Annotated in this window: 22 protein-coding genes; 11 read left to right on the top strand and 11 right to left on the bottom strand. The window is 73.4% G+C overall.

The features are described from left to right. Window positions 1-77: 77 nt before the first annotated feature. From AC3CH1_RS30415 to AC3CH1_RS30435, 5 genes are all read right to left on the bottom strand, one after another. A complete protein-coding gene (locus AC3CH1_RS30415; protein WP_488465815.1) occupies window positions 78-1445 on the bottom strand; it encodes a cryptochrome/photolyase family protein in 1368 nt (455 codons plus the stop codon). A 50-nt stretch (window positions 1446-1495) separates the two neighbouring features. Further along, complete coding sequence (locus tag AC3CH1_RS30420; RefSeq protein ID WP_488465816.1) at window positions 1496-2248, bottom strand: anti-sigma factor; 753 nt, start codon at window positions 2246-2248, stop codon at window positions 1496-1498. Beyond that, on the bottom strand, window positions 2245-2829 hold the full coding sequence (locus AC3CH1_RS30425; RefSeq protein ID WP_265602538.1) for a sigma-70 family RNA polymerase sigma factor: 585 nt from the start codon (window positions 2827-2829) through the stop codon (window positions 2245-2247). Before AC3CH1_RS30425 ends, AC3CH1_RS30420 begins: the two co-directional genes overlap by 4 nt. A 113-nt stretch (window positions 2830-2942) precedes the next feature. Continuing rightward, window positions 2943-3380 (bottom strand): ABA4-like family protein, encoded by a 438-nt coding sequence (locus AC3CH1_RS30430; RefSeq protein WP_488465817.1) that lies wholly within the window; start codon window positions 3378-3380, stop codon window positions 2943-2945. After that, entirely contained in the window at window positions 3377-4345 is a 969-nt protein-coding gene (locus AC3CH1_RS30435) for a hypothetical protein (RefSeq protein WP_488465818.1), read from the bottom strand. The genes AC3CH1_RS30430 and AC3CH1_RS30435 overlap by 4 nt, the downstream gene beginning before the upstream one ends. A 156-nt stretch (window positions 4346-4501) precedes the next feature. Here AC3CH1_RS30435 and AC3CH1_RS30440 point away from each other — a divergent pair, with 156 nt between their 5' ends. Then, a complete protein-coding gene (locus tag AC3CH1_RS30440; protein ID WP_488465819.1) occupies window positions 4502-5206 on the top strand; it encodes a MerR family transcriptional regulator in 705 nt (234 codons plus the stop codon). Window positions 5207-5417: 211 nt separating this feature from the next. On the opposite strand, the gene AC3CH1_RS30445 is transcribed toward AC3CH1_RS30440, so the two are convergent. Together AC3CH1_RS30445 and AC3CH1_RS30450 are read right to left on the bottom strand one after the other, a co-directional pair. Continuing rightward, window positions 5418-6269 (bottom strand): siderophore-interacting protein, encoded by an 852-nt coding sequence (locus tag AC3CH1_RS30445; RefSeq protein WP_488465820.1) that lies wholly within the window; start codon window positions 6267-6269, stop codon window positions 5418-5420. Between the two features lie 52 nt (window positions 6270-6321). Beyond that, window positions 6322-7230 (bottom strand): 5'-3' exonuclease, encoded by a 909-nt coding sequence (locus AC3CH1_RS30450; RefSeq protein WP_488466776.1) that lies wholly within the window; start codon window positions 7228-7230, stop codon window positions 6322-6324. A 320-nt stretch (window positions 7231-7550) separates the two neighbouring features. Here AC3CH1_RS30450 and AC3CH1_RS30455 point away from each other — a divergent pair, with 320 nt between their 5' ends. The 4 genes from AC3CH1_RS30455 (at window position 7551) to AC3CH1_RS30470 (ending at window position 12770) form a co-directional block, all read left to right on the top strand. Then, a complete protein-coding gene (locus AC3CH1_RS30455; RefSeq protein WP_488465821.1) occupies window positions 7551-8627 on the top strand; it encodes a quaternary amine ABC transporter ATP-binding protein in 1077 nt (358 codons plus the stop codon). Continuing rightward, complete coding sequence (locus AC3CH1_RS30460) at window positions 8620-11241, top strand: ABC transporter permease/substrate binding protein (RefSeq protein WP_488465822.1); 2622 nt, start codon at window positions 8620-8622, stop codon at window positions 11239-11241. The genes AC3CH1_RS30455 and AC3CH1_RS30460 overlap by 8 nt, the downstream gene beginning before the upstream one ends. Before the next feature lie 163 nt (window positions 11242-11404). Then, the gene (locus tag AC3CH1_RS30465; RefSeq protein WP_488465823.1) at window positions 11405-11959 is read left to right on the top strand and encodes a helix-turn-helix domain-containing protein; all 555 of its coding nucleotides are present in this window, start codon (window positions 11405-11407) and stop codon (window positions 11957-11959) included. Window positions 11960-12059: 100 nt separating this feature from the next. Beyond that, window positions 12060-12770: a helical backbone metal receptor gene (locus tag AC3CH1_RS30470; RefSeq protein WP_488465824.1), complete on the top strand. Its 711-nt coding sequence runs from the start codon at window positions 12060-12062 to the stop codon at window positions 12768-12770. Here AC3CH1_RS30470 and AC3CH1_RS30475 read toward each other — a convergent pair. After that, window positions 12709-13896, bottom strand: a complete 1188-nt coding sequence (locus tag AC3CH1_RS30475; protein ID WP_488465825.1) for a TDT family transporter — start codon at window positions 13894-13896, stop codon at window positions 12709-12711. The genes AC3CH1_RS30470 and AC3CH1_RS30475 overlap by 62 nt on opposite strands. A 70-nt stretch (window positions 13897-13966) precedes the next feature. On the opposite strand from AC3CH1_RS30475, the gene AC3CH1_RS30480 reads away from it, so the two are divergent. Both AC3CH1_RS30480 and AC3CH1_RS30485 read left to right on the top strand, forming a co-directional pair. Then, on the top strand, window positions 13967-14902 hold the full coding sequence (locus AC3CH1_RS30480) for a LysR family transcriptional regulator (RefSeq protein ID WP_488465826.1): 936 nt from the start codon (window positions 13967-13969) through the stop codon (window positions 14900-14902). 49 nt (window positions 14903-14951) lie between these two features. After that, entirely contained in the window at window positions 14952-15926 is a 975-nt protein-coding gene (locus AC3CH1_RS30485; protein WP_488465827.1) for a DUF2510 domain-containing protein, read from the top strand. Window positions 15927-15951: 25 nt separating this feature from the next. Here AC3CH1_RS30485 and AC3CH1_RS30490 read toward each other — a convergent pair whose 3' ends face one another. Both AC3CH1_RS30490 and AC3CH1_RS30495 read right to left on the bottom strand, forming a co-directional pair. Then, window positions 15952-17154: an amino acid deaminase/aldolase gene (locus tag AC3CH1_RS30490; RefSeq protein WP_488465828.1), complete on the bottom strand. Its 1203-nt coding sequence runs from the start codon at window positions 17152-17154 to the stop codon at window positions 15952-15954. Between the two features lie 332 nt (window positions 17155-17486). Continuing rightward, the gene (locus AC3CH1_RS30495) at window positions 17487-17750 is read right to left on the bottom strand and encodes a hypothetical protein (protein WP_488465829.1); all 264 of its coding nucleotides are present in this window, start codon (window positions 17748-17750) and stop codon (window positions 17487-17489) included. 505 nt (window positions 17751-18255) lie between these two features. Between AC3CH1_RS30495 and AC3CH1_RS30500 the strand changes: the two genes are divergently transcribed. Both AC3CH1_RS30500 and mycP read left to right on the top strand, forming a co-directional pair. Beyond that, window positions 18256-19104: a hypothetical protein gene (locus AC3CH1_RS30500; protein WP_488465830.1), complete on the top strand. Its 849-nt coding sequence runs from the start codon at window positions 18256-18258 to the stop codon at window positions 19102-19104. Beyond that, window positions 19101-20282, top strand: a complete 1182-nt coding sequence (gene mycP / locus AC3CH1_RS30505; RefSeq protein ID WP_488465831.1) for a type VII secretion-associated serine protease mycosin — start codon at window positions 19101-19103, stop codon at window positions 20280-20282. The genes AC3CH1_RS30500 and mycP overlap by 4 nt, the downstream gene beginning before the upstream one ends. Before the next feature lie 31 nt (window positions 20283-20313). Here mycP and AC3CH1_RS30510 read toward each other — a convergent pair whose 3' ends face one another. Continuing rightward, window positions 20314-21264: a DMT family transporter gene (locus AC3CH1_RS30510; protein ID WP_488465832.1), complete on the bottom strand. Its 951-nt coding sequence runs from the start codon at window positions 21262-21264 to the stop codon at window positions 20314-20316. 67 nt (window positions 21265-21331) lie between these two features. Between AC3CH1_RS30510 and AC3CH1_RS30515 the strand changes: the two genes are divergently transcribed. Beyond that, window positions 21332-21937 carry a TetR/AcrR family transcriptional regulator gene (locus AC3CH1_RS30515; protein WP_488465833.1) on the top strand — a complete coding sequence of 202 codons (606 nt, stop codon included), beginning with the start codon at window positions 21332-21334 and terminating at the stop codon, window positions 21935-21937. A 60-nt stretch (window positions 21938-21997) separates the two neighbouring features. Next, window positions 21998-22726: an SseB family protein gene (locus AC3CH1_RS30520; RefSeq protein WP_488465834.1), complete on the top strand. Its 729-nt coding sequence runs from the start codon at window positions 21998-22000 to the stop codon at window positions 22724-22726. Window positions 22727-22835: the final 109 nt, after the last annotated feature.

The raw sequence follows: 22835 nt of genomic DNA on the forward strand, positions 1-22835 counted from the left end.
GGCCGGGTCTCACAGCCGAAGAGGCCCGTCCCGCTTCTCCGCGGGACGGGCCTCCTCGCGTCGTGGCCGTCGTCCGGTCAGTCCAGACCGCGGGCGCGTTCGAAGCGGGCCCGGGCCTCGGCCAGGTCCACCACCGGGTCCGGGTAGTCCAGACCCGCCCGGTCCAGGCCCTGAAGCTTCCAGGGCTCGTGGATCGCGGCCCCCTCCAGCTCCGCCAGCTCCGGCACCCAGCGCCGTACGTAGGCACCGCGCGGATCGAAGCGCTTGCCCTGGATCACCGGGTTGAGCACGCGGTTGGGCCGGGTGTCCGTGCCGGTGCCCGCCACCCACTGCCAGTTGAGCTGGTTGTTCGCCAGGTCGCCGTCGACCAGCAGGTCCAGGAAGTGCCGGGCGCCCACCCGCCAGTCCACGTACAGCGTCTTGGTGAGGAAGCTCGCGGCCAGCATCCGGCCCCGGTTGTGCATCCAGCCCTCGTGCGCGAGCTGCCGCATCGCCGCGTCCACCAGCGGATAGCCCGTACGCCCGGACTTCCAGGCGTCGATCTCGTCCTCGTCGGAGCGCCAGCGGTCCCGGCGCGGCCGGTAGTCGGACCAGGAGGCGTCCGGCCGGCCCGCGAGGACCTGGTGGTGGAAGTCGCGCCAGGCCAGTTGCCGCACGAACGCCTCGCCGCCGGGCCCGCCCTTCTCCCGGGCGCGGTGGACCAGTTCGGCGGCGGAGACCGTACCGAAGTGGAGATGGGGGGAGAGCCGGGACGTCGCGTCGCCGGCCAGGTCGTCGTGGCCGTCCTCGTAGTCGGCCATCGGCCCGTTCAGCCAGCTCGTCACCAGCTTGCGGCCCGCCTCCTCGCCGCCCCGGGCGAGGCCGGGGGAGAGGTTCTCCACGCTGTCCCGGTCCGGGAGCGGGTCGCTCGCCACACCGTCCGGCACCCGCACCGTGCGGGGAGCGGTCAGTGTGCCCCGTACTCCCTCCGTCTCCCAACGCCGGAAGTACGGGGTGAACACCGCGAAGTGGTCCTTGCCGCCCGTCGGGACCACCCGCCCCGGAGCGAGCGCGGTGACCACCGCGTCGTGGACGCGCAGCTCGCTGCCGGTGCCCGCCAGGGCCTCCCGGATCCGTTGCTCGCGCCGCGTCGCGTACCCGCTGACCCCGGCGGCGACGTGCACGCAGGCCGCCCCGGTCTCCTCGGCCACCCGCCTTACCGCCTCGGCCACCTCGCCCCGGCGGACGACCAGCCGGCCGCCCCGGTGGCGGAGTCCGGCGTCCAGGGCGGCCAGGCAGTCGGCGAGGAAGGCCAGCCGGTTGGGCGCGTCGAACCCGGCGCGGTGGACGGCGTCGTCCCGGACGAACAACGGGACGACCTCGTCCGCGTCCCGCAGAGCGGCACGCAGCACCGGGTTGTCGTGCAGCCGCAGATCGGAGGTGAACAGCACCACCGCGACACTCATGGAACGGACGCTCCCTTGCATGGTTCGTGGAGGAGTGGGCAGGTGAGCGGTCAGGCGGTCGGGAAGTCCATCAGCGCCACCGGGGACGAGGTCGGTTCGTCGGAGCCTCCGGCGGGCTCGACCGTGATGCCCATCCCGGACGCCCGGTCCACCGGCCCGTCCAGCAGGACCGCGTCGTCGCTCGCCTTCGGATCCATCAGGCCGGCCGAGCGCATCGTGCCCTCGTCGTTGAACCAGAGCTGGTAGACCTTGCCGCTCGGCGGCCGGTCCATCCCCGAGGCCAGGAACACGGCACGGTTCTGGCTCCGCGAGACGACGACGGTGCCGTGCGCGCCGCCCGCCAGCCCACTCGACGTGGTCTTCGCGTCCGGGGCCGAGAGCACCTGGGCCAGCTGCTCGTTCTGCCGCTGCGCCTGGTTCGCGTCCTGCCGCGCGTCCTGCGCCACCTGGTTCTGCCAGACCGCGACCCCGCCGAACGCGGCGGTCGCGGCGACGCAGGCGGCGAGCGCGTAGGCGTACCACCGGCCGGTGCCTCCGCCCCCGCCGGTCCGCGCTCGTCTGCCGTGCGCCGGAGCCTCCTGGCGTACGGTCGTGATCTCCCGCAGCACCCTCTCGCGCAGCTCGCGCGGCGGGGTCTCGGCGACGGCGAGGCCGAGCCGGGCGGCGGTGGCCGACAGCTCCCGCACCTCCTGGGTGCAGGCCTCGCAGTCCTCCAGGTGCCGCTCGAACGCCTGCCGTTCGGAGTCCGGCAGCGCGTGCAGGGCGTAGGCACCGGTCAGCGTGTGCAGTTCGGCCGTGCTCATGCGCTCACCCCCAGGCAGTCGCGCAGGCGGATGAGGCCGTCGCGGAGTCGTGTCTTGATGGTGCCCAGCGGCACGGCGAGCAGCTCGGAGACCTCACGGTAGGTCAGGCCCCGGTAGTAGGCCAGGGTCACCGACTCCCGTTGCAGCTCGGACAGGGTGCGCATACAGCGCCGTACCTGTTCTCTCTCCAACCTGGTCTCGACCTGTTCGGACACCTCGTCGAAGGCGGGCGTCCGGTCCAGCAGCGCCGCCTTGTGCTCCCGGGCGGCGGCGGCCTCCGCCGAGCGGACCCGGTCGACGGCCCGGTGGTGCGCCACGGTCAGCACCCAGTTCATCGCGCTGCCCCGGGAAGCCCGGAAACGGGGCGCGGTGCGCCACACCTCCACCAGCACCTCCTGCGCCACCTCCTCCGACTGGGCCGGATCGCGCAGCACGCTGCGCACCAGGCCGAGCACGGGGCCGCTCACCGCGTCGTACACCGCGGCGAACGCGTCCTGATCGCCCCGCGCGACCCGCACCAGGAGCTCCTGGAGGTCGGGGCCGGGCGAGGGCACCCCACTGATGTGTACGGCTTCCTTCACGCGGGTTTCCTCCAGGGACGATCGTCGCTTCCGGCAGTGATTCGGAGCCGGCGACCGTACGGATTGGTCGGGTGCCCGCGATCTTCGCAGACAGGGCCCCGGGAGGGCGCGACTCAGCCGGTGGGCGTTTCGCGCCCTCGCAGGCGGACGGCGCGGACGGCGAGGAAGATCAGCAGGCCGAACGGCGACAGCAGGATCGTCAGGATCAGCAGCGGCCCCATCAGCAGCGGCGACAGTCCCAGCTTCCGGCTCTGGAGGTACATCCACTGCCCGAGCAGCAGGTCCCAGGCGATCACCTGCGCCCAGATGGTCCCCGCGCCGCCGGCCAGCGCCGTCAGATCACGGAACGCGTCGATGTCCGGGCTGCTCACCGCCGTCCAGAGCTCCGGGAACACCGGCACGGCCATCACGACGTAGACGGCGAGCACGGGCAGCACGGTCAGCGGCGAGGCGACGACACGGGCGGTGCCGGACCAGGTGGGGGCGAAGATCATCAGCAGCCAGAACGGGGCGGCCAGGTAGAACGTGATCTCGAACAGGGCGCCGGTCATGCCACGGGTTCCTTGTCGTCGGCGGTGCGGGAGGAGGGGTGGTCCGGGGCGGCCGTGCGCAGCGCGCTCCACGTTCCGTACGCCACCGCCGCGAGGACGGTCCCGGCGGCGGCCAGCGTGGCCCCGTCCGGGTGGATCAGCGGCTGCCCCCGGAGCGCCTGCCAGGTGATGAGCGCGACGAGCGCCGCGTAGCCGGCCACGGCGACCCGCACGAGACGCAGCCGCACCCCGGCGTCGCGCAGCGGGGTGAAGCGGGGCGCGAGGAGTACCAGGACGATCACGAGGAGCGGGAGGAGCTGGAGGGCGTGCATGCCCACGAAGTGCGGGGCCCGCAGATCGCCGCCGGTCGTCGACCAGCCGGTCAGCGGCATGGCCGGGCCGCCGTCCGGTACGCCCACGGAGTGCGCGCCGACGATGTCGGCGGTGTCGAGGTTCCCCGCCGCCCGCTGGCTCTCGCTCGGCAGCGGCATCAGGAAACCGAGGGCCGCGCCGACCAGGGCGATCAGCAGCCCGCCCCGGACGGCCAGGGCCGTCGCCCGGTCGGCGATCCGCGTGCGCAGCAGCAGGACGGCGATCACCAGGGTGGCCGCCCACAGGACGACGATGGTCACCCCCATCGCGTCCCACAGCACCGCGTCGAACGTGGTCGCGAAATTGAAGTGGCTGCGTCGGCCCCGGACGACCTGCACCGTGATCAGCACCATCTCGGTCAGACTCGTCAGCACGACGACGTGCCCCGCCCACCGACCGATCCGCCGCCCCCGGGTGAGCTGGGCCAGCATCCAGGCCAGGGTCAGGCCGTACGCGGCGAAGGACACGGCGAACTTGAACGGCTTCGCCCAGATCGGCGCCCCCACCAGGACCCGGTCGTCGACCACGAGGCCCACGGCGGAAACGAGGGCCACGACGACCATCGCGGCGGAGAAGACGACTAATGAACGATGCCAGGAACGCCATGACGACATGAGGGACCCCCCTGTGGTGACGTGATGAATATTGGATAGCCGCACTGTCCGCTATCCGATAGAGGGACTATCTATGATGAGGGTGGTTTCTGGCAAGGGCGAAAGGGCGAACACGCGGTGCGCATCGGTGAATTGAGTCGCAGGTCCGGAGTCCCGGTGCCGACGATCAAGTACTACCTACGGGAAGGGCTGCTGCCCGCAGGAGAGTTGACCAGCCCGAACCAGGCCCGCTACGGCCCCGGGCACGAACGCCGGCTGCGCCTGATCCGGGCGCTCCTGGATGTGGGCGGCCTCTCGCTCGCCAGCATCGGTGAGGTCCTGGAGGTCATGGACGACCCCGAGCAGCCGGTGCACAAGGTGCTCGGCATCGCGGCGGACGGCGTCACCCCGGCAGGCGGGGAGGAGGCGGGGCCGGAGCTGGAGGAGGCGCGGGAGGAGGTGGCCGAGCTGCTGCTGCGGCGGGGCTGGCACGCCGACGAGCGAGGTTCCGCCGCCGAGTCACTGGCGGGGGTGCTGGCCGCGCTGCGCAGGGCCGGGCACGGCGGATACATCGACCTGCTGGACGTCTACGCGGATGCGGCCGAGCCGCTCGCCCGCGCCGACCTCGACTACGTACAGCGGCGGGTGGCCCGCGAGGACCTGGTGGAGAGCGTCGTCGTGGGCACCGTCCTCGGCGAGGCGATGTTCGGCGCGCTGCGGAGGCTGGCGCACATCGATGTGTCCTTCCGGCGCTTCGAGTCCCCGCAGAACCTCTCGGGGCCGGTCGATCCGGAGGGCTCCCACGCCGCGGAGGGGGGCGCGGGCGGGGAGCGGGGCGCCGGGGCCGGTGGCGGCGGTGCGGAGCCGGGCCCTGCGGGCTGATCCGGTGCGGGCTCCGGGGTGCTGGCCCGGCGGGTGCGGTGCGATGTGCGTGGCGGCCCCGGTGCGGCCGCCACGCGTCGGGTCACCCCCCCGACGCGCGGGCCCTGTCCGCCGCGCAGGTGCGGCGGACAGGGCCCGGTGGTCCGTTCGGCGGGGCCGCCCGGCGCGGGCCCGGCAGGGGACCCGGGGGCGGCCGGCGTCGGGGCGGGAGCTACGGAGCGGTCGTGCCGCTCTCCTGCTCGCGCTCCACCTGCTCGTTCCACTCGCGCTTGACTGCGCGCCAGGCGTCGTCGTTCTGGCCGAGACGCCAGTAACCCGAGATCGAGAGCCGCGCCAGGGGGATCTGCCGCTCCACGCGCAGATACCGGCGGATCTCCTTCACGAAGCCCGCCTCCCCGTGCACGAAGGCCTGGATCTCGCCCTCCGGGAAGTCCAGCCCCTTCACGGCGGCGGTCAGCAGCTCGCCGACGGGCCGGTCGCCACGGTGCAGCCAGGTCACGGCCACCCCGTCGGGCGTCACGATCTTCTGCTCCTCGGAGGCGTCCGACACCTCCACGAAGGCGTGTACCGGCGCACCCGACGGCATCTGCTCCAGCGCCGCCGCGATCGCCGGCAGCGCGCTCTCGTCGCCGACCAGCAGGTGCCAGTCCGCCGACGCCTCGGGACCGTAACCGCCGCCGGGGCCGAGGAAGGTCACCTGCTCGCCCACCCGGGCCCGCTGCGCCCACGGTCCCGCGAGTCCCGCGTCGCCGTGCACGACGAAGTCGACGGCCATCTCCCGGGCGACCGGGTCCCACGAGCGCACCGTGTACGTACGGGTGGTGGGCCACAGCTCGCGCGGGTACCGCTGCCGGATCGCGGCCATGTCGAACGGGTGCGCGTAGTCCGCGCCCTCGGGCGCGAAGCACAGCTTGATGTAGTGGTCGGTGAAGCCGGAGAGGGTGAAGTCCGCGAGCCCTTCGCCGCCGAGGACCACCCGGACCATGTGCGGGGTGATCTGCTCGGTGCGCACGACCTGCGCCCCCTGAGCCGTGGGTCCCTGCCGGGCCGGCCGCTCTGCCACGAGGTACTCCCTGGTTCGAAAACGTGAGCTTAGGTATGCCTAAGTTAACATCTCAGTGCTGAAGGGTGGTCAGGAGCCGCTGGAGCGCTCCGCCCAGCCCCCACTGCTCCGCCAGCGCCTCCAGGGCGGCCGGGTCGCGCGGTTCGCGGGGCAGCGCCGGGTCGAAGTCGGGCACGGGGACGTCCCCGGCCACCCGGACCACCTTCGGCGCGACCGCCACGTAGGCGCGCGACTCGTCCAGCCGCTTGCGCTGCGAGGGCGTCAGCTTCGCCTTCGGGTCGTCCACCGCCGCCATGATCCCGTCGAGATCGCCGTACGCGTCCAGCAGCTTCGCCGCCGTCTTCTCACCGATGCCGGGGACGCCCGGGAGCCCGTCGCTCGGGTCGCCGCGGAGCAGCGCCAGGTCGACGTAGCCCGTGCCGTCCACGCCGTACTTCTCGCGCAGCCAGGCCTCGTCGGTCACCTGGAGGGTGCCGACGCCCTTGAGCGGGTAGAGCACGCGCACCTGACGGGCGTCGTCGACCAGCTGGTACAGATCGCGGTCGCCGGTGACGATGTCCACCGGCCCGGTCGCCCGCCCCGTGAGGGTGCCGATGACGTCGTCCGCCTCGTACGGCGTGACGCCGACCCGGGCGATCCCGAGCGCCGCCAGCACGTCCTCGATGATCGGGACCTGCGGGGACAGCGTGTCGGGGATCTCCTCCTCGTCCGTCTGTCCGGCGGGCGTCTCCTCGGCGACCCGGTGCGCCTTGTACGTCGGGATCAGGTCGACCCGCCACTGCGGGCGCCAGTCGTTGTCCCAGCAGGCGACCAGATCGTCCGGCCGGTGGTCGTGCACCAGGCGGCCGATGAAGTCGAGGAGGCCGCGCACGGCGTTCACCGGCGTCCCGTCCGGCGCGCGCACCGAATCGGGCACGCCGAAGTAGGCGCGGAAGTAGAGGGAGGCGGTGTCGAGGAGCATCAGGCGTCGCGTCACAGACCCGATGATGCCCCACCGCACCCACAGTCGCTCCGGGTAACCGCTTACCGCCGCTCCGTCGCAGGTCAGTGACCTGGATCACTGTTGTGTTTGGGCTGTGTAAGCGAGGGCAGGCGCGCCATCGGAGCGAACCACGTCGCATTTTCAACTAGTGCATGTGCCACGCGGACAGAACCCGCACCGCTCCACGGTCTGCCGGAGGGGGTGGCAGACCGTTTTTCGGTTCAACGCGTGAGGTGTATGTGTCCAGGCTGCAAGCCGAGCACTTGTACAAAGTCTTCGGCAGACGACCCGATGAAGCCGTGCGGAAGCTCGAAAGCGGCTCCGACCGCGACGAGTTGCGCGCCGAGGGAACGACCGCAGCGGTGATCGACGCCTCGTTCACCGTGGAGCCGGGTCAGATCTTCGTCGTCATGGGGTTGTCCGGCTCGGGCAAGTCCACCCTGCTGCGGATGCTCAACGGTCTGCTCGACCCCACCGCGGGCCGGGTGCTGTTCGACGGTGAGGACCTGACCGCCCTGAGCCCCCGCGACCTGCGGCACGTCCGCTCCACCAAGATCAGCATGGTGTTCCAGCACTTCGCGCTCTTCCCCCACCGGAGCGTCCTGGAGAACGCCGCGTACGGCCTGGAGGTCCAGGGCGTGTCGCGCGAGGAGCGCGAGGTCCGCGCCACCGAGGCGCTGCGGATGACCGGCCTCGAAGGCTGGGAGAAGTCCTGGCCCGACGAGCTGTCCGGCGGTATGCAGCAGCGCGTGGGCCTCGCCCGCGCCCTGGCCACCGACGCCGACCTGCTGCTCATGGACGAGTCCTTCAGCGCGCTCGACCCGCTGATCCGCCGTGACATGCAGGACCAGCTGCTGGAGCTCCAGAAGCGCCTGAAGAAGACCATCGTCTTCATCACCCACGACCTCAACGAGGCCATGCGCCTGGGCGACCGGATCGCCGTCATGCGCGACGGGGAGATCGTCCAGCTCGGCACCGCCGAGGACATCCTCGTCACCCCGGCCAACGACTACGTCGCCTCCTTCACCCAGGACGTCGACCGCTCCCGGGTGCTCACCGCGGGCGCGATCATGGCCGAGGCCCACACCGTGATGGGCACGAAGGCTGCGGACGGCAAGGAACTGCGCACCCCGCAGGACGTGCTGGCCGCGGCACCCGCCACGGTCCCGGAGTCCACGCCGATCATCGACCTGTTCACGCCCTGCTCGCAGAGCTCGAACCCGGTCGCCGTGACCGACGCCAGGGGCAAGCTCGTCGGCGTCGTCCCCAGCTCCCGGCTGCTCGCCGTCCTCGGTGAGCCGATGACCCCGGCCGAGGCCCCCCGCGACACCGAACCCGCGGCAGCGGACGGCGTGAAGAAGGTGGCCAGTGTTTAGGCTCCCCCTCGGCGAATGGGTCGACTCCGCGGTCGACTGGCTGCAGACCCACCTCGCCTGGCTCTTCGACGCCATCAGCTCCGTCGTCAGCGGCATGTTCGACGGCATAGCCGCCGTCCTGTCCGCCCCTGCACCGCTGCTCTTCGCGGGCATCGTCGCCGTCATCGCCTGGTGGCTGCGCGGCCTGCCCGCGGCACTGCTCACCTTCGTCGGGTTCGCCCTCATCGACTCCGTCGAACTGTGGGCCGAAGCGATGGACACCCTCACCCTGGTGCTCGTCGCGACCCTGGTCACCCTGGTCATCGCCGTGCCGCTGGGCATCTGGGCCTCCCGGTCCAGGACGGTCAGCGCGATCACCCGGCCGGTCCTGGACTTCATGCAGACCATGCCCGCCATGGTCTACCTGATCCCCGGCGTCATCTTCTTCGGCGTCGGCGTGGTCCCCGGCATCATCGCCACCATCATCTTCGCGCTGCCCCCGGGCGTCCGGATGACCGAACTCGGCATCCGCCAGGTCGACGGCGAACTCGTCGAGGCGGCCGAGGCCTTCGGCACCACCTCGCGCAACACGCTGCTGCGCGTCCAGCTGCCGCTCGCCCTGCCCACGATCATGGCCGGAATCAACCAGGTCATCATGCTCGGCCTGTCCATGGTCGTCATCGCGGGCATGGTCGGCGGCGGCGGCCTCGGCGGCTCCGTCTACCGCGCCATCGGCAACGTCGACGTCGGCCTCGGCTTCGAGGCGGGCATCTCCATCGTCATCCTCGCCATGTACCTGGACCGGATGACCGGCGCGCTCGGCACCGAGGTCTCCCCGCTGGGCCGCCGCGCGGTCGCCAAGGCCCAGGCCATGGCCGAGGGCTGGAAGATCTGGACCTACCGCCCGCAGCCCCGCATCGCGGCCGTCGGCATCGTCGTCCTCGCGCTCGTCGCGGGCAGCATGAGCGTCTTCGGCGGCTCCAAGGACGACACCGCGGGCAAGGCCGCGCAGGTCGGCGACGGGAAGAAGGTCAGCATCGGCTACATCCCGTGGGACGAGGGCATCGCCTCCACGTTCCTCTGGAAGGAGATGCTGGAGCAGCGCGGCTTCGAGGTCGACGTCAAGCAGTACGAGGCCGGCGCGCTGTACACCGGTATGGCCAACGGGCAGATCGACTTCCAGACCGACTCGTGGCTGCCGGTCACCCACGCCAGTTACTGGGCGAAGTACAAGGACCGCCTGGAGGACCTCGGCGCGTGGTTCGCCCCGACCTCGCTGGAGCTCGCAGTCCCCGCGTACATGAAGGACGTCCAGACCATGGACGACCTCAAGGGCCGGGCCTCCGAGTTCAAGGGCCGGATCGTCGGCATCGAGCCGAGCGCCGGCGAGATGGGCCTGCTCAAGGACAAGCTGCTGCCGGGCTACGGCCTGGACAAGGAGTACAAGCTCATCGACGGCTCCACGCCGTCCATGCTGGCCGAGCTGAAGCGCGCGTACGCCAAGAAGGAGCCGATCGTGGTTCCGCTCTGGTCGCCGCACTGGGCGTACAACGAGTACGACCTCACCAAGCTGAAGGACCCCAAGGGTCTCTGGGGCAAGGGCGACGGCGTCCACACCCTGGCGCGCAAGGGCTTCTCCGCCGAGGACCCCGTGGTCAGCAAGTGGCTCAAGGACTTCAAGATGAGCGAGAAGCAGCTCACCAGCCTTGAGGCCGAGATCCAGAAGTCCGGTTCCGGCAAGGAGCAGGAAGCCGTCCGCACCTGGCTGAAGGACAACCCGGGCGTCGCCGACAAGTGGTCCCCGGTCCCGAAGGACGCCAAGGCCGACGGTGGCAAGGACGAGCGTGACCGTGCCGTCGAGGTCGCCTGGTTCCCCTGGGAGGAGGACATCGCCGCCACGTACCTGTGGAAGGCGGTCCTGGAGGAGCGCGGCTACAAGATCAACCTCAAGCAGTTCGAGGTCGGCCCGATGTACGCCGCGATGTCACGCGGCCAGATCGACGTGCAGTTCGACGGCTGGCTGCCGTACACCCAGAAGAATTACTGGGACAAGTACGGTGACAAGCTGACCGACATCGGCTCCTGGTACGGGCCGACCTCCATCGAGGTCGCCGTCCCCGACTACGTCAAGGACGTCAAGACCCTCGACGACCTCAAGGGCAAGGGCTCCGACTTCAAGGGCCGGATCGTCGGCATCGAGCCCGGCACCGCCACCATGGAGAACCTCAAGAAGAAGGTCCTGCCGAGTTACGGCCTGGACAAGGAGTACGAGGTCCTCGACTCCTCCACGCCCGGCATGCTGGCCGAGCTGAAGCGCGCGTACGCCAAGAAGGAGCCCATCGCGGTCCTGCTGTGGACCCCGCACTGGGCGTACAACGAGTACGGCATGACCAAGCTGAAGGACCCGAAGAAGGCGTTCGGCGAGGGCGACCGCCTGCACACCATCGCCTCCAAGGAGTTCCCGAAGCAGTACCCGCAGCTGACGAAGTGGTTCAAGGACTTCAAGCTCACCGAGAAGCAGCTCGGCGGCCTGGAGAACGAGATCCAGAAGCGCGGCGTGGGACACGAGGAGGAAGCCGTGAAGGCCTGGATGGACGACAACCCGGGCATCGCGGACACCCTGGCGCCCCAGTAAGGGCCCACGGGCACGAAAGCAGCAGGTCGTGAGGGGTGGCCCCCGCCTTCGGGCGGGGCCACCCCTTCCGGCTGCCCGGGGGCGTTTACCGGACGTCGTGCGCAACCATGTGCGTAAGGTGCTGGCAACCGGGAGGATGGCGGAGGCGGGAGGGAGCCGGGACATGGACGACAAGGACACACCGCGGGTGGGCGCCGCCGTCCGCCGACGACGCAGAACACTGGGACTCACGCTGGCCGCGGTCGCCTCGCGCAGCGGTCTCTCCGTGCCCTTCCTCAGCCAGATCGAGAACGAGCGAGCCCGCCCCAGCCCCCGCTCCCTCGACCGGGTCGCCGAGGCGCTGGAGACCACCACCGGGCGTCTGCGGGCCGCCGCCGACTCCGCGCGCGCCGTCGACGTCGTCCGGGCCGAGGAGGTCGAGGGGGGCGAGGGCGTACGCCGTCTGGTGCGCGGCCGGCACCAGCTCAGCGCCCTGGAGTTCACCGGCGAACCGGACCTCGGCCGTGAGTTCCAGCACCGCAACGACGAACTGATGTACGTCGTCGAGGGCGCCGTGGACGTCGAGGCCGAGGGCCAGGTCCACCGCCTGGAGCGCGGCGACAGCCTGTTCCTCTCCGGCGGGGTCCGCCACCGCTGGCGCGCCACCGTGCCCGGCAGCCGGCTGCTGGTCGTCGCGGTGGCCGAACACATCGACGCCACGTTCGACTCGCGCCGCTGACCCCGTACGCCGTACGGTGCCGCGTTCGTAGGGGGCGCCTGTGGGGCCGCAGCCCGTACGGAACGCAAGCCCGCTCCACTCGCTCGCGAAAGGCCCGTCCGTGCGCGTCGTCTCCCTGGTCCCCTCGCTCACCGAGGCCGTCGCCCGCACCGCACCCGGGCTGCTCGTCGGGGTCACCGACTGGTGCACGCACCCCGCGGATCTCACCGCCGCCCGCGTCGGCGGCACGAAGAACCCGGACGTGGCCGCGATCGCCGCCCTCGCCCCCGACCTCGTGATCGCCAACGAGGAGGAGAACCGGGCCCCCGACCTCGAAGCGCTCCGGACGGCCGGGCTCGACGTCCTGGTCACCGAGGTCCGCACCCTGGATCAGGCACTCGCCGAACTGCACCGCGTCCTCGTCGACGGCTGCGGGCTGCCCCGGCCCCGCTGGCTGGACGAGGCGGAGGCCGCCTGGGCCGCCCTGCCCGCGCCCTCCGAGAGCCCCCGCCCCGCCGTCGTGCCGATCTGGCGGAGGCCCTGGATGGTGCTGGGCCACGACACCTTCGCCGGTGACCTCCTCGCCCGCCTCGGCATCCGCAACGTGTACGCCGACCACGCCGAGCGCTACCCGCGCATCCGGCTCGACGAGCTGAACGCCTCCGGGGCCGAGCTGGTCGTGCTGCCCGACGAGCCCTACCGCTTCACCGCGGACGACGGACCCGAGGCCTTCCCCGCCCTGCCCGCCGCACTCGTCGACGGGCGGCTGCTCACGTGGTACGGGCCGTCGCTGGCCGAGGCGGCACGGGCGCTGCCGTCAGCGCTCCGCTGAGCACCCCGAGCGCCGTCCGCGTCCCGGCCGCCGCCCAGGCCGCCACCAGGAGGACGTACAGCGCCACCGCCAGCCAGGTCAGCGCGTCGAGCCCGGTGTGCCGCGCCAGACCGGCCGCGCCCGTCACACACGTGCCGACGGGAAAGGTGAACGCCCACCACGTCATGGCGAGGCCCATGCCGTTCCGGGCGGCCCGCACCACCATCGCGGTCGCCAGGGCCAGCCACAGCAGCGCGAAGCCCATCACCGGCACCCCGTACAGCACGGCGAACGCGCCGAACGCGGAGGCGTAGGGGGCCCCGACCGCCCCCGGGGCGACGTCGGCCAGCTGGTTGACGGCGGTCGTCGACTGCCCGAGCGGGCCCAGCACCAGAAAGAGCGTCGGGGTCAGCGCGAGCGGCAGCGGACCGTGGTGGACCAGCCGGGAGAAGACCAGCGGCAGCACGACCAGCGTGGCCAGCAGCGACAGGCCGAACATCGCGTAGCAGGCCAGCAGCAGCGCCTCGCGCCCCTGTCCGGCGGCGACGTGGGGCACCAGCAGCGCGCCCTGCGAGGCCGACACCATCGGGGCGACCAGCGGCAGCAGCCACACCGGCGACGCGGTTCCGGGCGCGGGACGGTGGCGTACGACCATCAGATACGGCACCACGACCGCGGCCACCAGACCGATCGCCGTACCCGCCGCGAACAGCACCACGTCCACCGCGAGCGCCGCCCGCGCGCCCACCACGTCCTGGCCCACCGTCAGCGTGGCCCCGCCGACGGCCAGCAACGCCATCGACAGACAGCCGTAGAACGGGGCGACGGCCGGGTCCAGCAGATGGGCGCGGGCCTGGTCACGGTGGCAGAGCCAGTGCCCGGCACGAGCGGCGAGGACGGCCAGCAGCAGCACCGTCGACAGTACCCACACCACGGTGCACGCGGCCCGCAGCCCGGGAACGTCCCCCGGAAGCATCGCGCCGGCGCTCGCGACGATCGCGGTGCCCATGACACTCGCGTACCAGTTCGGGCCGATGTGCCGCAGGAACGGCAGTCGCGTCCCGTCGCCGGGAGCCGTGGCCGGACGGGTCGAAAGCGCGGCGGGCGGCGACGGTACGGCGGTCCGGGTCACCGGAAAGATGGTCATGCCACGATTCTTCGCGGCCGGGCCCCCGCCCACCAGGGACTCCATTCCTATGAGGTCATAAGCTGGCTTTATGACCGGCGACGACGCGCACGCACCCCACGTTTCCCTCTCCCACCGGGTCCCCGACCTCGGGGCGCTGCAACTGCTGCTCGCCGTCGCCCGCCACGGCAGCCTCGGGCGGGCCGCCCGGGACGTCGGCATCAGCCAGCCCGCCGCCTCCAGCCGCGTCCGGTCCATGGAGCGCCAGCTCGGCGTCGCCCTCCTGGACCGCTCACCGCGCGGCTCCCGGCTCACCGACGCGGGCGCGCTGGTCACCGACTGGGCACGCCGGGTCGTCGAGGCGGCGGAGGCCTTCGACGCCGGCGCCCAGGCGCTGCGCGACCGCCGCGACTCCCGGCTGCGGGTCGCCGCCAGCATGACGATCGCCGAATACCTGCTGCCGGGCTGGCTGATCGCGCTGCGTGGCGAGCGGCCGGACACCGCGGTCTCGCTCCTCGTCGGCAACTCGGCGGCCGTCGCCCGCCGCCTGGTCACCGGCGAGGCCGACCTCGGGTTCGTCGAGGGCCTGTCGATACCGGAGGGCCTCGACGGCACCGTCATCGCCCACGACCGCCTCGTCGTCGTGGTCGCCCCCAGCCACCCCTGGGCCCGCCGCCGCACCCCGCTGCTGCCCGGCGAACTCGCCGCCACCCCGCTGATCCTGCGCGAACACGGCTCCGGCACCCGCCAGGTCCTGGACGCGGCGCTCGCCGTGCACGGCGGACTGGCCCAGCCCCTGCTGGAGCTCTCCTCGACCACGGCGGTCAAGGGCGCGGCGGAGAGCGGCGCGGGCCCCTGCGTCCTGAGCGAACTGGCCCTCGGCGAGGAGCTGTCGTCCCGCCGCCTCGTCAAGGTCCCCATCGCGGGCGTACGGCTGCGCCGCCAACTGCGCGCGGTCTGGCCCGGGGGCCACCGTCCCACCGGCCCCGCCCGCGATCTGCTGTCCCTGACCGGCCGCGACGGCTGACCCCGCCAACCCCGGCCGCCGTGTCGGAGCCGGACCCTAGAGTGGAAGCATGAGCTACGCGACGCCGCCCGGCTGGTATCCGGACACGGGCGCACCCGGCTTCGAGCGCTGGTGGGACGGTACGGCCTGGACCGTGCACACCCGCCTGCCCGGCGCTGCCCACGCCGCACCGGAACAGCCGCCCGCACCCGCGGCGTTCGGCCCGCCGTCGCTTCCGCTCCCGCACCAGCGCGGCCCCCGGGACGAGGCCGGCGGCGGAGGCCGGACGAAGGTCCTGGCGATCACGCTCTCCGGGGTGCTGGTCCTGGGCGCGGCCGTCGCCGGGGCCGTGCTGCTCGGCCGCGACGAGGGCGCCACACCCGCGGCTCCGACGACGGCCGCCTCGCCCCCGGCTCCCGTCACCGCCCCCACGGCCACCGCCTCCTCCGCCCAGCCGGACCCGGACTCCGACTCGGACGAGGACCCCACCGTCCTCGTCGACCAGCTCAACGGGGTCACCCTGCCGGTGCCCGAGGGCTGGGAGAAGCCCGAGAGCACCTTTGACGACGCCCCCACCATCCGCACCGAGCAGTCCTACGACTGCCCCGGTGGCGCGGCGTTCTGCTACCACGGCACGGTCACCACCCGCACCGCCCGGGGCGGCGAGACCGATGTCAGAACCCTGGCCGAGGCCGACATCGTCACCGCGGCCGACAAGGCCTACGAGGAGGACAACCTCGGCCGGCGCACCCACGGCGGCATCACGTCCCACCAGGTGCTCAAGACGCAGGAGCTGACCGTCGCCGGCCGCACCGGCTACCTGGTGCGCTGGCAGGTCACCACCGGCAAGGGGCCCGGCGGGTACGTGCAGTCCCTGGTCTTCCCCTCCACGGTCGGCGCCGGAACACCGGTGATCGTCCGGTTCGCCTTCGACGCCGAGGCACCCGGGCTGCCGTTGACCCTGATGGACACCATCACCCGGGGCATCCGCCCGCTCGGCGACAGCGCGACGAGCGGTGGAGTGGGCGCGTCCATCGGCCCCTGAAGCCCACACCGCCCGCGGCCCGAGGTCAGAGGAAGGTCCGCCCCTCGCCCCGGTAGGTCGGAACGCTCGCCGTGACCCGGTCGCCCTCGATCAGGTGCAGCGCGTCGAAGCGCTCGCACAGTTCCCCGGCCTTGGCGTGCCGGAACCACACCTTGTCGCCGATCAGCAGGTCGTCGGCGGGGGAGCCCCGCAGCGGCGTCTGTACCTCGCCCGCGCCCTCCTGCGCGCCGTAGCGCAACCCCTCCGGCAGATACGGCACCGGCGAGCGGTCGGAGCCGGCCGGACCCGACGCGGGATAGCCGCCCCCGAGCACGGTCACCACGCCGACGCCGGGCCGGCGCACCACGGGCTGCGCGAACAGGGCCGCCGGCCGGCCGGTGAACGACGAGTAGTCGTCGAAAAGCCGGGGCACGTACAGCCCCGAACCCGCCGCGATCTCCGTCACCGCGGCCTCGGCTGCCGTGTGCTGCACACTGCCGGTCCCGCCGCCGTTGACGAACTCCAGCTCCGGCACGACCGCGCGGACCGCCCGGACCACTTCCGCCCGGCGCACCGACAGCTGCTTGCCGGCGGCCGACTGCATCAGCCGGATCGCCCCGGACCGCAGCGGCCGCCCCGCCTGCGCGTCGCCGACCCCGGCCACATGCCCCTCGTACGCCATCAGCCCCACCAGCCGGAACCCCGGCCTGCGGACCACCGAGCGGGCCAGCTCGGCGAGTTGCGCGGGGGAGCGCAGGGGGGAGCGCAACGCCCCGATACGGACCCGGCCGCCCAGCATCCGCAGCGAGGTGTCCAGCTCCAGGCAGACCCGGATCTCCTCCCGGCCGCCCGCCCGGGAGGCGTCGATCAGCTCCAGCTGGGCGTGGTCGTCGACCATCACGGTCACGGCCCCGGCGAGCTTGGGATCGGCCGCCAGCTCGGCGAACGCGGACCGGTCGGCCGACGGGTAGGCCAGCAGGACGTCGTCGAACCCGGCCCGCGCGAGCCACAGCGACTCCGCCAGCGTGTAGGACATGATCCCGGCGAACCCGGGACGCGCGAGCACCCGCTCCAGCAGGGCCCGGCACCGCACCGACTTGGTCGCCACCCGGACCGGCTTCCCGGCCGCCCGCCGCACCAGATCGTCCGCGTTGGCGTCGAACGCCTCAAGATCGACGATCGCGATCGGGGCGTCGAGATGGGCGGTGGCCCGGTTGTAGCGGGTCCGGTCAGCCGCGCGGGCAGTCATGGCCGCAGCTTGCCAGAGAGCCGCTACGGCTGGGTAGGGGGATGATCGGGACAGATCGTCCGCCGACCGGGGCGTCCCGTTCCCCGCCGCCCGTCCGCAGCCCGTAGAGTGACGTGCACGCGAGCACCAACGGGCCTGTCAGCGGCGGTGATCCGTAGTCGGTACGAGGACGTGTATGCGGGGGGCTGGATGAGTACCGAAGCGCAGCGCGCCCCTGTGCCGCCCCGCCCGACCACCCCTCCCACGTCCCCGGCACCCGCTTCCTCGCCCACGCCCCCCGCACGGACCGCGCCGCCCCAGCAGGTTCGGCCGACGGTCGCTCAGCAGGCGTCTCAGGGCACCTCGGTCCGCCCGCCGGCTTCGGCCGCGCAGGAAGCGTCTCCGGCCCCGGCGGCTGCTCCGGCCCAGCAGTCGGCCCAGCGCCCCGCCCCGCCCCGCCCCGCCGGACCGGCCCAGCAGGACCCGCCGATGCGTTCGGCCGCGTCGGCCGCGTCGGCCGCGTCGGCCGCGCCGTCCGCGCCGTCCGCGCCGTACGCGCCTGCCGAAACCGCCGGGCCGCCCCCGCTGGATCCGAAGGCCCCGCCGACCCGGTTCACCCTGGCGGCCCGTGCCGTCCCACCAGCCCGTCCGGCTCCGCCGGCAGCTCCCGCCCCGGCCCCTTCCGCCCGGGCGATCCCGCAGGCCGGACCCGGGACTCAGGCCCCATCGGCAGCTCCTGTCCCGCAGGGAGTACCGACCCCGCAGGCGCCACCGGCAGCTCGTGTCCCTCAGACCGCACCGGCAGCCCCCGCCTCGGCCCCTTCCGCCCGGGCGATCCCGCAGGCCGGACCCGGGACTCAGGCCCCACCGGCCGCCCCCGCCCCGCAGGGAGCACCGGCCCCGCAGGCCGGACCAGGGACTCAGGCCGCGCCGGCCCAGCTGCCCACGCCCCCCGGGGCCCCCGCGCCCGCGCGACCCTCCAAGAGCCCCACCCCGATGCCGCCGGGCCGGCCCCCCGCGGGTTCCGCGAACCCGACGCTTCCCGGTCCGCCCGCTAGCCCGCCGCCCGTCACCCGGCGCAGGCCCGTCGGGGCCGTCGATCTGACACCCGCGCCGGGAGCCGTGCCGCCGCCCCCCGGCGGCTACCGGCCGCCGGTCCGTTACGGCTACCCGGAGACTCCTGCCGAGACCACCACCCGGCTGCGGCCGGTCCGCCCCCGGCAGCGGTGGCGTACCGCGGCGGCCGCCGCCTGCGTCGTGCTCGGCCTCGGTCTGATCGGCGGGGCGGTCACCGGGGCCTGGCTGACCGGCGACTCCTCGGCCGAGACCACCGGGAACCCGTACACCGCCGCACGCGGCGCCTGGCACAGCGTCCCCGTCGACACGCTGTTCCCGCGCGCCCTCCAGGGGAAGGGCGCGGGCCCCGGCGGCACCCACCGCGCCTGGACGCGGATCGGCGTCGCCGCCGACAGCACGTGCGGGAGCGGGCTCGACCCGCTGCTCCTGACCACGCTCCGTTCCGTGGGCTGCGAACGGCTGGTGCGCGCCACCTACACCGACGCCACCCGCTCCGCCGTCACCACCGTCGGCCTGGTCTTCACCGAGGCCGACGCCCCGGGCATGCGGGCCCTGCACACCCGGTTCACCGAGCAGAAGCTCGGCGCGCGCAAGGACCTCATGCCCCGTACGTACGCTCCCGAGGGCACGTCCGCGGCCTCCTTCGGCGACGGGCAGCGCGCCAGCTGGACGGTCGACCCGCTCACCGAGATCCCGGTCGTCGTCCTCGCCGTCTCCGGCTTCGCGGACGGCCGCACCGTCGCCGAGCCGCAGCCCGCGCCCGCCGCCATGGCCCCGGGTGCCACGACGGACATCGCCCAGGCCGGGCTCGGCCACGAGGCGAAGGGCATCGCGGACCGGGTGGAGCGCGGGCTGCGCAGGCACGTCGCCGAACTCACGGAGCGGCCCGGATGACCCGACGACCCCACCGCGTCCTTGCCGCGGTCTGCGCCGCCGCCGTCCTCGCGCTCGCCCCCGCCGCGCCCGCCCACGCGGACGCCATCCGCGACCAGCAGTGGGCGCTGGACGCCCTGCACACCGACCGGGCCTGGCAGACCACCCGGGGCCAGGGCGTCACCGTCGCCGTCCTGGACACCGGGGTCGACGACGCCCACCCCGACCTGACGGGCCAGGTGCTCCCCGGCAAGGACCTCGTCGGCTTCGGCGCCGCCCGCGGTGACTCCTCCTGGGCCCTGCACGGCACCGCGATGGCCGGCATCATCGCCGGACGCGGCAGCGGCCCCGGCCGCTCCGACGGCGTCCTCGGCATAGCCCCCGAGGCCCGGATCCTGCCGGTCCGGGTCATTCTGGAGTCCAAGGACCCCGCCCGGGCCAAGGCCCGCAAGTCCCGCGGCCCCGCCCTCGCCGACGGCATCCGCTGGGCCGCGGACAACGGCGCCGACGTCATCAACCTCTCCCTGGGCGACGACAGCAAGTCCGCCCACCCCGACCCCGGGGAGGACGCGGCCATCCAGTACGCCCTGTCCAAGGGCGTCCCCGTCGTCGCGTCGGCGGGCAACGGCGGCGAGAAGGGGGACCGGATCTCCTACCCGGCCGCCTACCCCGGGGTGATCGCGGTCGCCGCGGTCGACGAGTACGGCACGCACGCCTCGTTCTCCACCCGCCGCTGGTACGCCACCGTCAGCGCCCCCGGCGTCGACATCGTGGTCGCCAACCCGGACGGGCACTACTACATCGAGTGGGGCACATCGGCCGCCGCCGCGTTCGTCTCCGGCGCGGTCGCCCTGGTCCGGGCCGCCCACCCCGGCCTTGACCCGGCGCAGATCAAGAAGCTCCTCGCCGACACCGCCCGCGACGCCCCCGCCGAGGGCCGCGACGACGCCCGCGGCTACGGGATCGTCGACCCGGCGGAGGCCATCGAGGCGGGCTCCCGGCTGCGTCCGGCCGACCTGGACGCCAAGGCCGCCCCGGCGGGACACCGGGGGCGGTACTTCGGCGATGGCCCGACCCCGGCCCGTACCGCCGACGCGACGGCCAACTGGGCCGCCCCGCTCGCCGGGGGCCTCGGCGCGGCGCTGCTGGCCGCGGCCGTCGTTCTGTGGCGCGGCCGGAACGCCTCCGGCCGCCGCTGAACGCACCACGCCCGGACCGTCCCGTGCCGAATCACCGGCTCGCCCCGGACACCGTGTCCGACCGGTCGCGCGCGGGCGCCTTCCGAGCCTGATCACCGGTGTGCCCGCCGCCGCGCGGGGCGGCCCCGCGGTGCACCACGACCACCGCCACCAGCCCCAGCGCCAGGCCGAGCGCGGTCCGGAGGCCGAACGGCTCCCCGAACATCAGGGCTCCCCACACCGCCGTGACCGGGGCCATCAGGAACATGAGCGTGTTGACCGCCGTGACGCCCGAGCGCCTCAGGATCAGCCAGTACAGCCCGTATCCGCCGAAGGTGGACAGCACCACCAGCCAGCCGACCGCGCCCCAGAACGCGAGCTCGGCGGGCGGCAGCGCGGTCCCCGTGCCGAGGGCGAGCGCGGTGAAGATCACGGTGCTGGCGGCGCAGTGCACGGTCAGGGACACCGAAGGGGCCACCCGGGTGGCGGAACGGCTCTCCAGGAAGGTGGCGGCCACCAGCGACAACATCCCGACGAACGGCAGGGCGTAGGCCCACCCTGCCACCCCCGCGGCGGCGGAGGCGTCGGCCGTCGTGACCACGACGACCCCGGCCACCCCCAGGCACAGGCCGAGCCACTGCCGGGCGGTCACGTGACTCCGCAGCAGCGGTCCGGCCAGCGCCCCCGCCACCAGGGGCTGGACCCCGTCGATCAGGGCCGTGGTGCCCGTGGAGACCCCGAGGTGGATCGCGTAGTAGACGGTCAGCAGATAGCCGCTCTGCGACAACGCGCCGATCACCGCCTGCCGGACCACGTCCCGGGCGCCGAGGCCCCGCCAGGAGGCGCGCGCCACGGTCACCGCGACCACGGCCAGGACGACCGTCAGCGGCAGGAACCGCCACATCAGGATCGTGAGGGCGGACGCGCTGCCGGCGCCGAGCTTGGCCCCGATGAACCCGGAGCTCCAGCACAGAACGAAGGCGACCGGGAGCAGGACGTTCATGACGCACCTCGCTATACAGATCGGTATACCTACCCTCTCGACTATACAGATCGGTATACTCGTGGCCATGGGTACCTCCGAGGAGCTGCGACGGATCACCATGACGCCTGCCGCGCGACGGGCCCTGGCGGCCGCCGAGCGGCTCTTCTACGACCGGGGCATCCATGCCGTCGGAGTGGACCTGATCGCCGCCGAGGCCGGGGTGACCAAGAAGACCCTCTACGACCGCTTCGGCTCCAAGGAGCAGATCGTCGTGGAGTACCTCGCCGACCGCGACGAACGCTGGCGCGCCTTCCTCGCCGAGCGCCTCGACGCCGCGCCGCCCACGCCGCGCGCCCGGATCCTGGCCGTCTTCGACGCCTCGCGCGCCTGGATGGCGGAGAACGGCTCCAAGGGGTGCAGCATGGTCAACGCCCACGCGGAGATCAGCGACCCGTCCCACCCGGCGCACGCGGTCATCACCGGCCAGAAGCAGTGGATGCTTCACCTGTTCACCCGGCTCGCCCGAGGCGTCGAGGGACTGGGCCCCGACGCCGCCGACCGGCTGGGCCGGACGTTCATGCTGCTGCACGAAGGGGCCCTGGTCGCCCATGGACTGAAGGTCTTCCCGGACCCCGTCGCCCACGCCCGCGAGGAGGCGGCCGCCCTGCTGGCCGGGGTCACCGCGCGCTGAGCCTTCGCGCCCGCCCCACCTGCGGGCAGGCGGCCGGACCCCAGGCACTACCCTCGTCCCGTGGAGCTCAAGAACATCCCGGACCCCGGTTTCTCCGACGACGACGGCTCGGCGTCCCTCGCCCTGACCAGGGCCCTGGACGCCTGGTCCCGCGACCGGAGCGCCGTCGGCCCGGTCCTCACGGCGCTGCGCGACGCCCGGCTCCTGGTCCCCGTCGTCGCCGTCCTGGGCGAGGTCGAGGAGGACGAGAAGGGGCTCCGGCGCGAGAAGACCAGCGACATGGCCGTGCCCACACTCCGGGCCGGCGACCGGCGCGCGCTCCCCGCCTTCACCTCGACCGCGTCGCTGGCGCTCTGGGACCCGCAGGCGCGTCCCGTGGCCGTACCGCTGCACCAGGCGCTCCAGGCCGCCGCTCACGAGAAGGCCGACACCGTCGTGCTGGACCTCGCCGGACCCGTCGCCTTCGAGCTGAGCGGGCAGGCGCTCCTGGCCCTCGCCGAGAACCGCACCAGCACCGACCCGCTCCAGGACCCCGCCGTCCTCGCGGCCGTACGGGAGACCGTGGCCGCCGACCCCGCCGTGGTCCGCGCCCACCTCGGCCCCGGCAGTGCGGACGGCACCCTCGCCCTCGTCCTCGCGCCGGACGCCGTGCCCGCCGAGGCGGCCCGCCGCATCGCGCAGGCGCTGTCGGCCAGCGAGGTGCTGCGGGCCCGGCTGGTGAGCGGCCTGGATCTGGCCGTTCTCCCCGCCGGCACGCCCACACCGGGGGAGCCCCTCTTCGCCCGCTGACGCAGCGGGCCGCACCGGGACGACCCGGTCGACGCGCGCCAAGTGCCCGCCGCCGTGAGAATTGTCGGGAATTCGGAGAAATCCGACCGGCCGATCAAGCTCGCGAGGT

Source organism: Streptomyces sp. MGP-P1, assembly GCF_057766565.1.

Coding starts and splice junctions, on each gene's coding strand:
- AC3CH1_RS30415 (WP_488465815.1), bottom strand. CDS start 1,445: ATGAGTGTCGCGGTGGTGCTGTTCACCTCCGATCTGCGGCTGCACGAC.
- AC3CH1_RS30420 (WP_488465816.1), bottom strand. CDS start 2,248: ATGAGCACGGCCGAACTGCACACGCTGACCGGTGCCTACGCCCTGCAC.
- AC3CH1_RS30430 (WP_488465817.1), bottom strand. CDS start 3,380: ATGACCGGCGCCCTGTTCGAGATCACGTTCTACCTGGCCGCCCCGTTC.
- AC3CH1_RS30435 (WP_488465818.1), bottom strand. CDS start 4,345: ATGTCGTCATGGCGTTCCTGGCATCGTTCATTAGTCGTCTTCTCCGCC.
- AC3CH1_RS30450 (WP_488466776.1), bottom strand. CDS start 7,230: ATGCTCCTCGACACCGCCTCCCTCTACTTCCGCGCCTACTTCGGCGTG.
- AC3CH1_RS30465 (WP_488465823.1), top strand. CDS start 11,405: ATGGACGACAAGGACACACCGCGGGTGGGCGCCGCCGTCCGCCGACGA.
- AC3CH1_RS30475 (WP_488465825.1), bottom strand. CDS start 13,896: ATGACCATCTTTCCGGTGACCCGGACCGCCGTACCGTCGCCGCCCGCC.
- AC3CH1_RS30480 (WP_488465826.1), top strand. CDS start 13,967: ATGACCGGCGACGACGCGCACGCACCCCACGTTTCCCTCTCCCACCGG.
- AC3CH1_RS30485 (WP_488465827.1), top strand. CDS start 14,952: ATGAGCTACGCGACGCCGCCCGGCTGGTATCCGGACACGGGCGCACCC.
- AC3CH1_RS30490 (WP_488465828.1), bottom strand. CDS start 17,154: ATGACTGCCCGCGCGGCTGACCGGACCCGCTACAACCGGGCCACCGCC.
- mycP (WP_488465831.1), top strand. CDS start 19,101: ATGACCCGACGACCCCACCGCGTCCTTGCCGCGGTCTGCGCCGCCGCC.
- AC3CH1_RS30510 (WP_488465832.1), bottom strand. CDS start 21,264: ATGAACGTCCTGCTCCCGGTCGCCTTCGTTCTGTGCTGGAGCTCCGGG.
- AC3CH1_RS30515 (WP_488465833.1), top strand. CDS start 21,332: ATGGGTACCTCCGAGGAGCTGCGACGGATCACCATGACGCCTGCCGCG.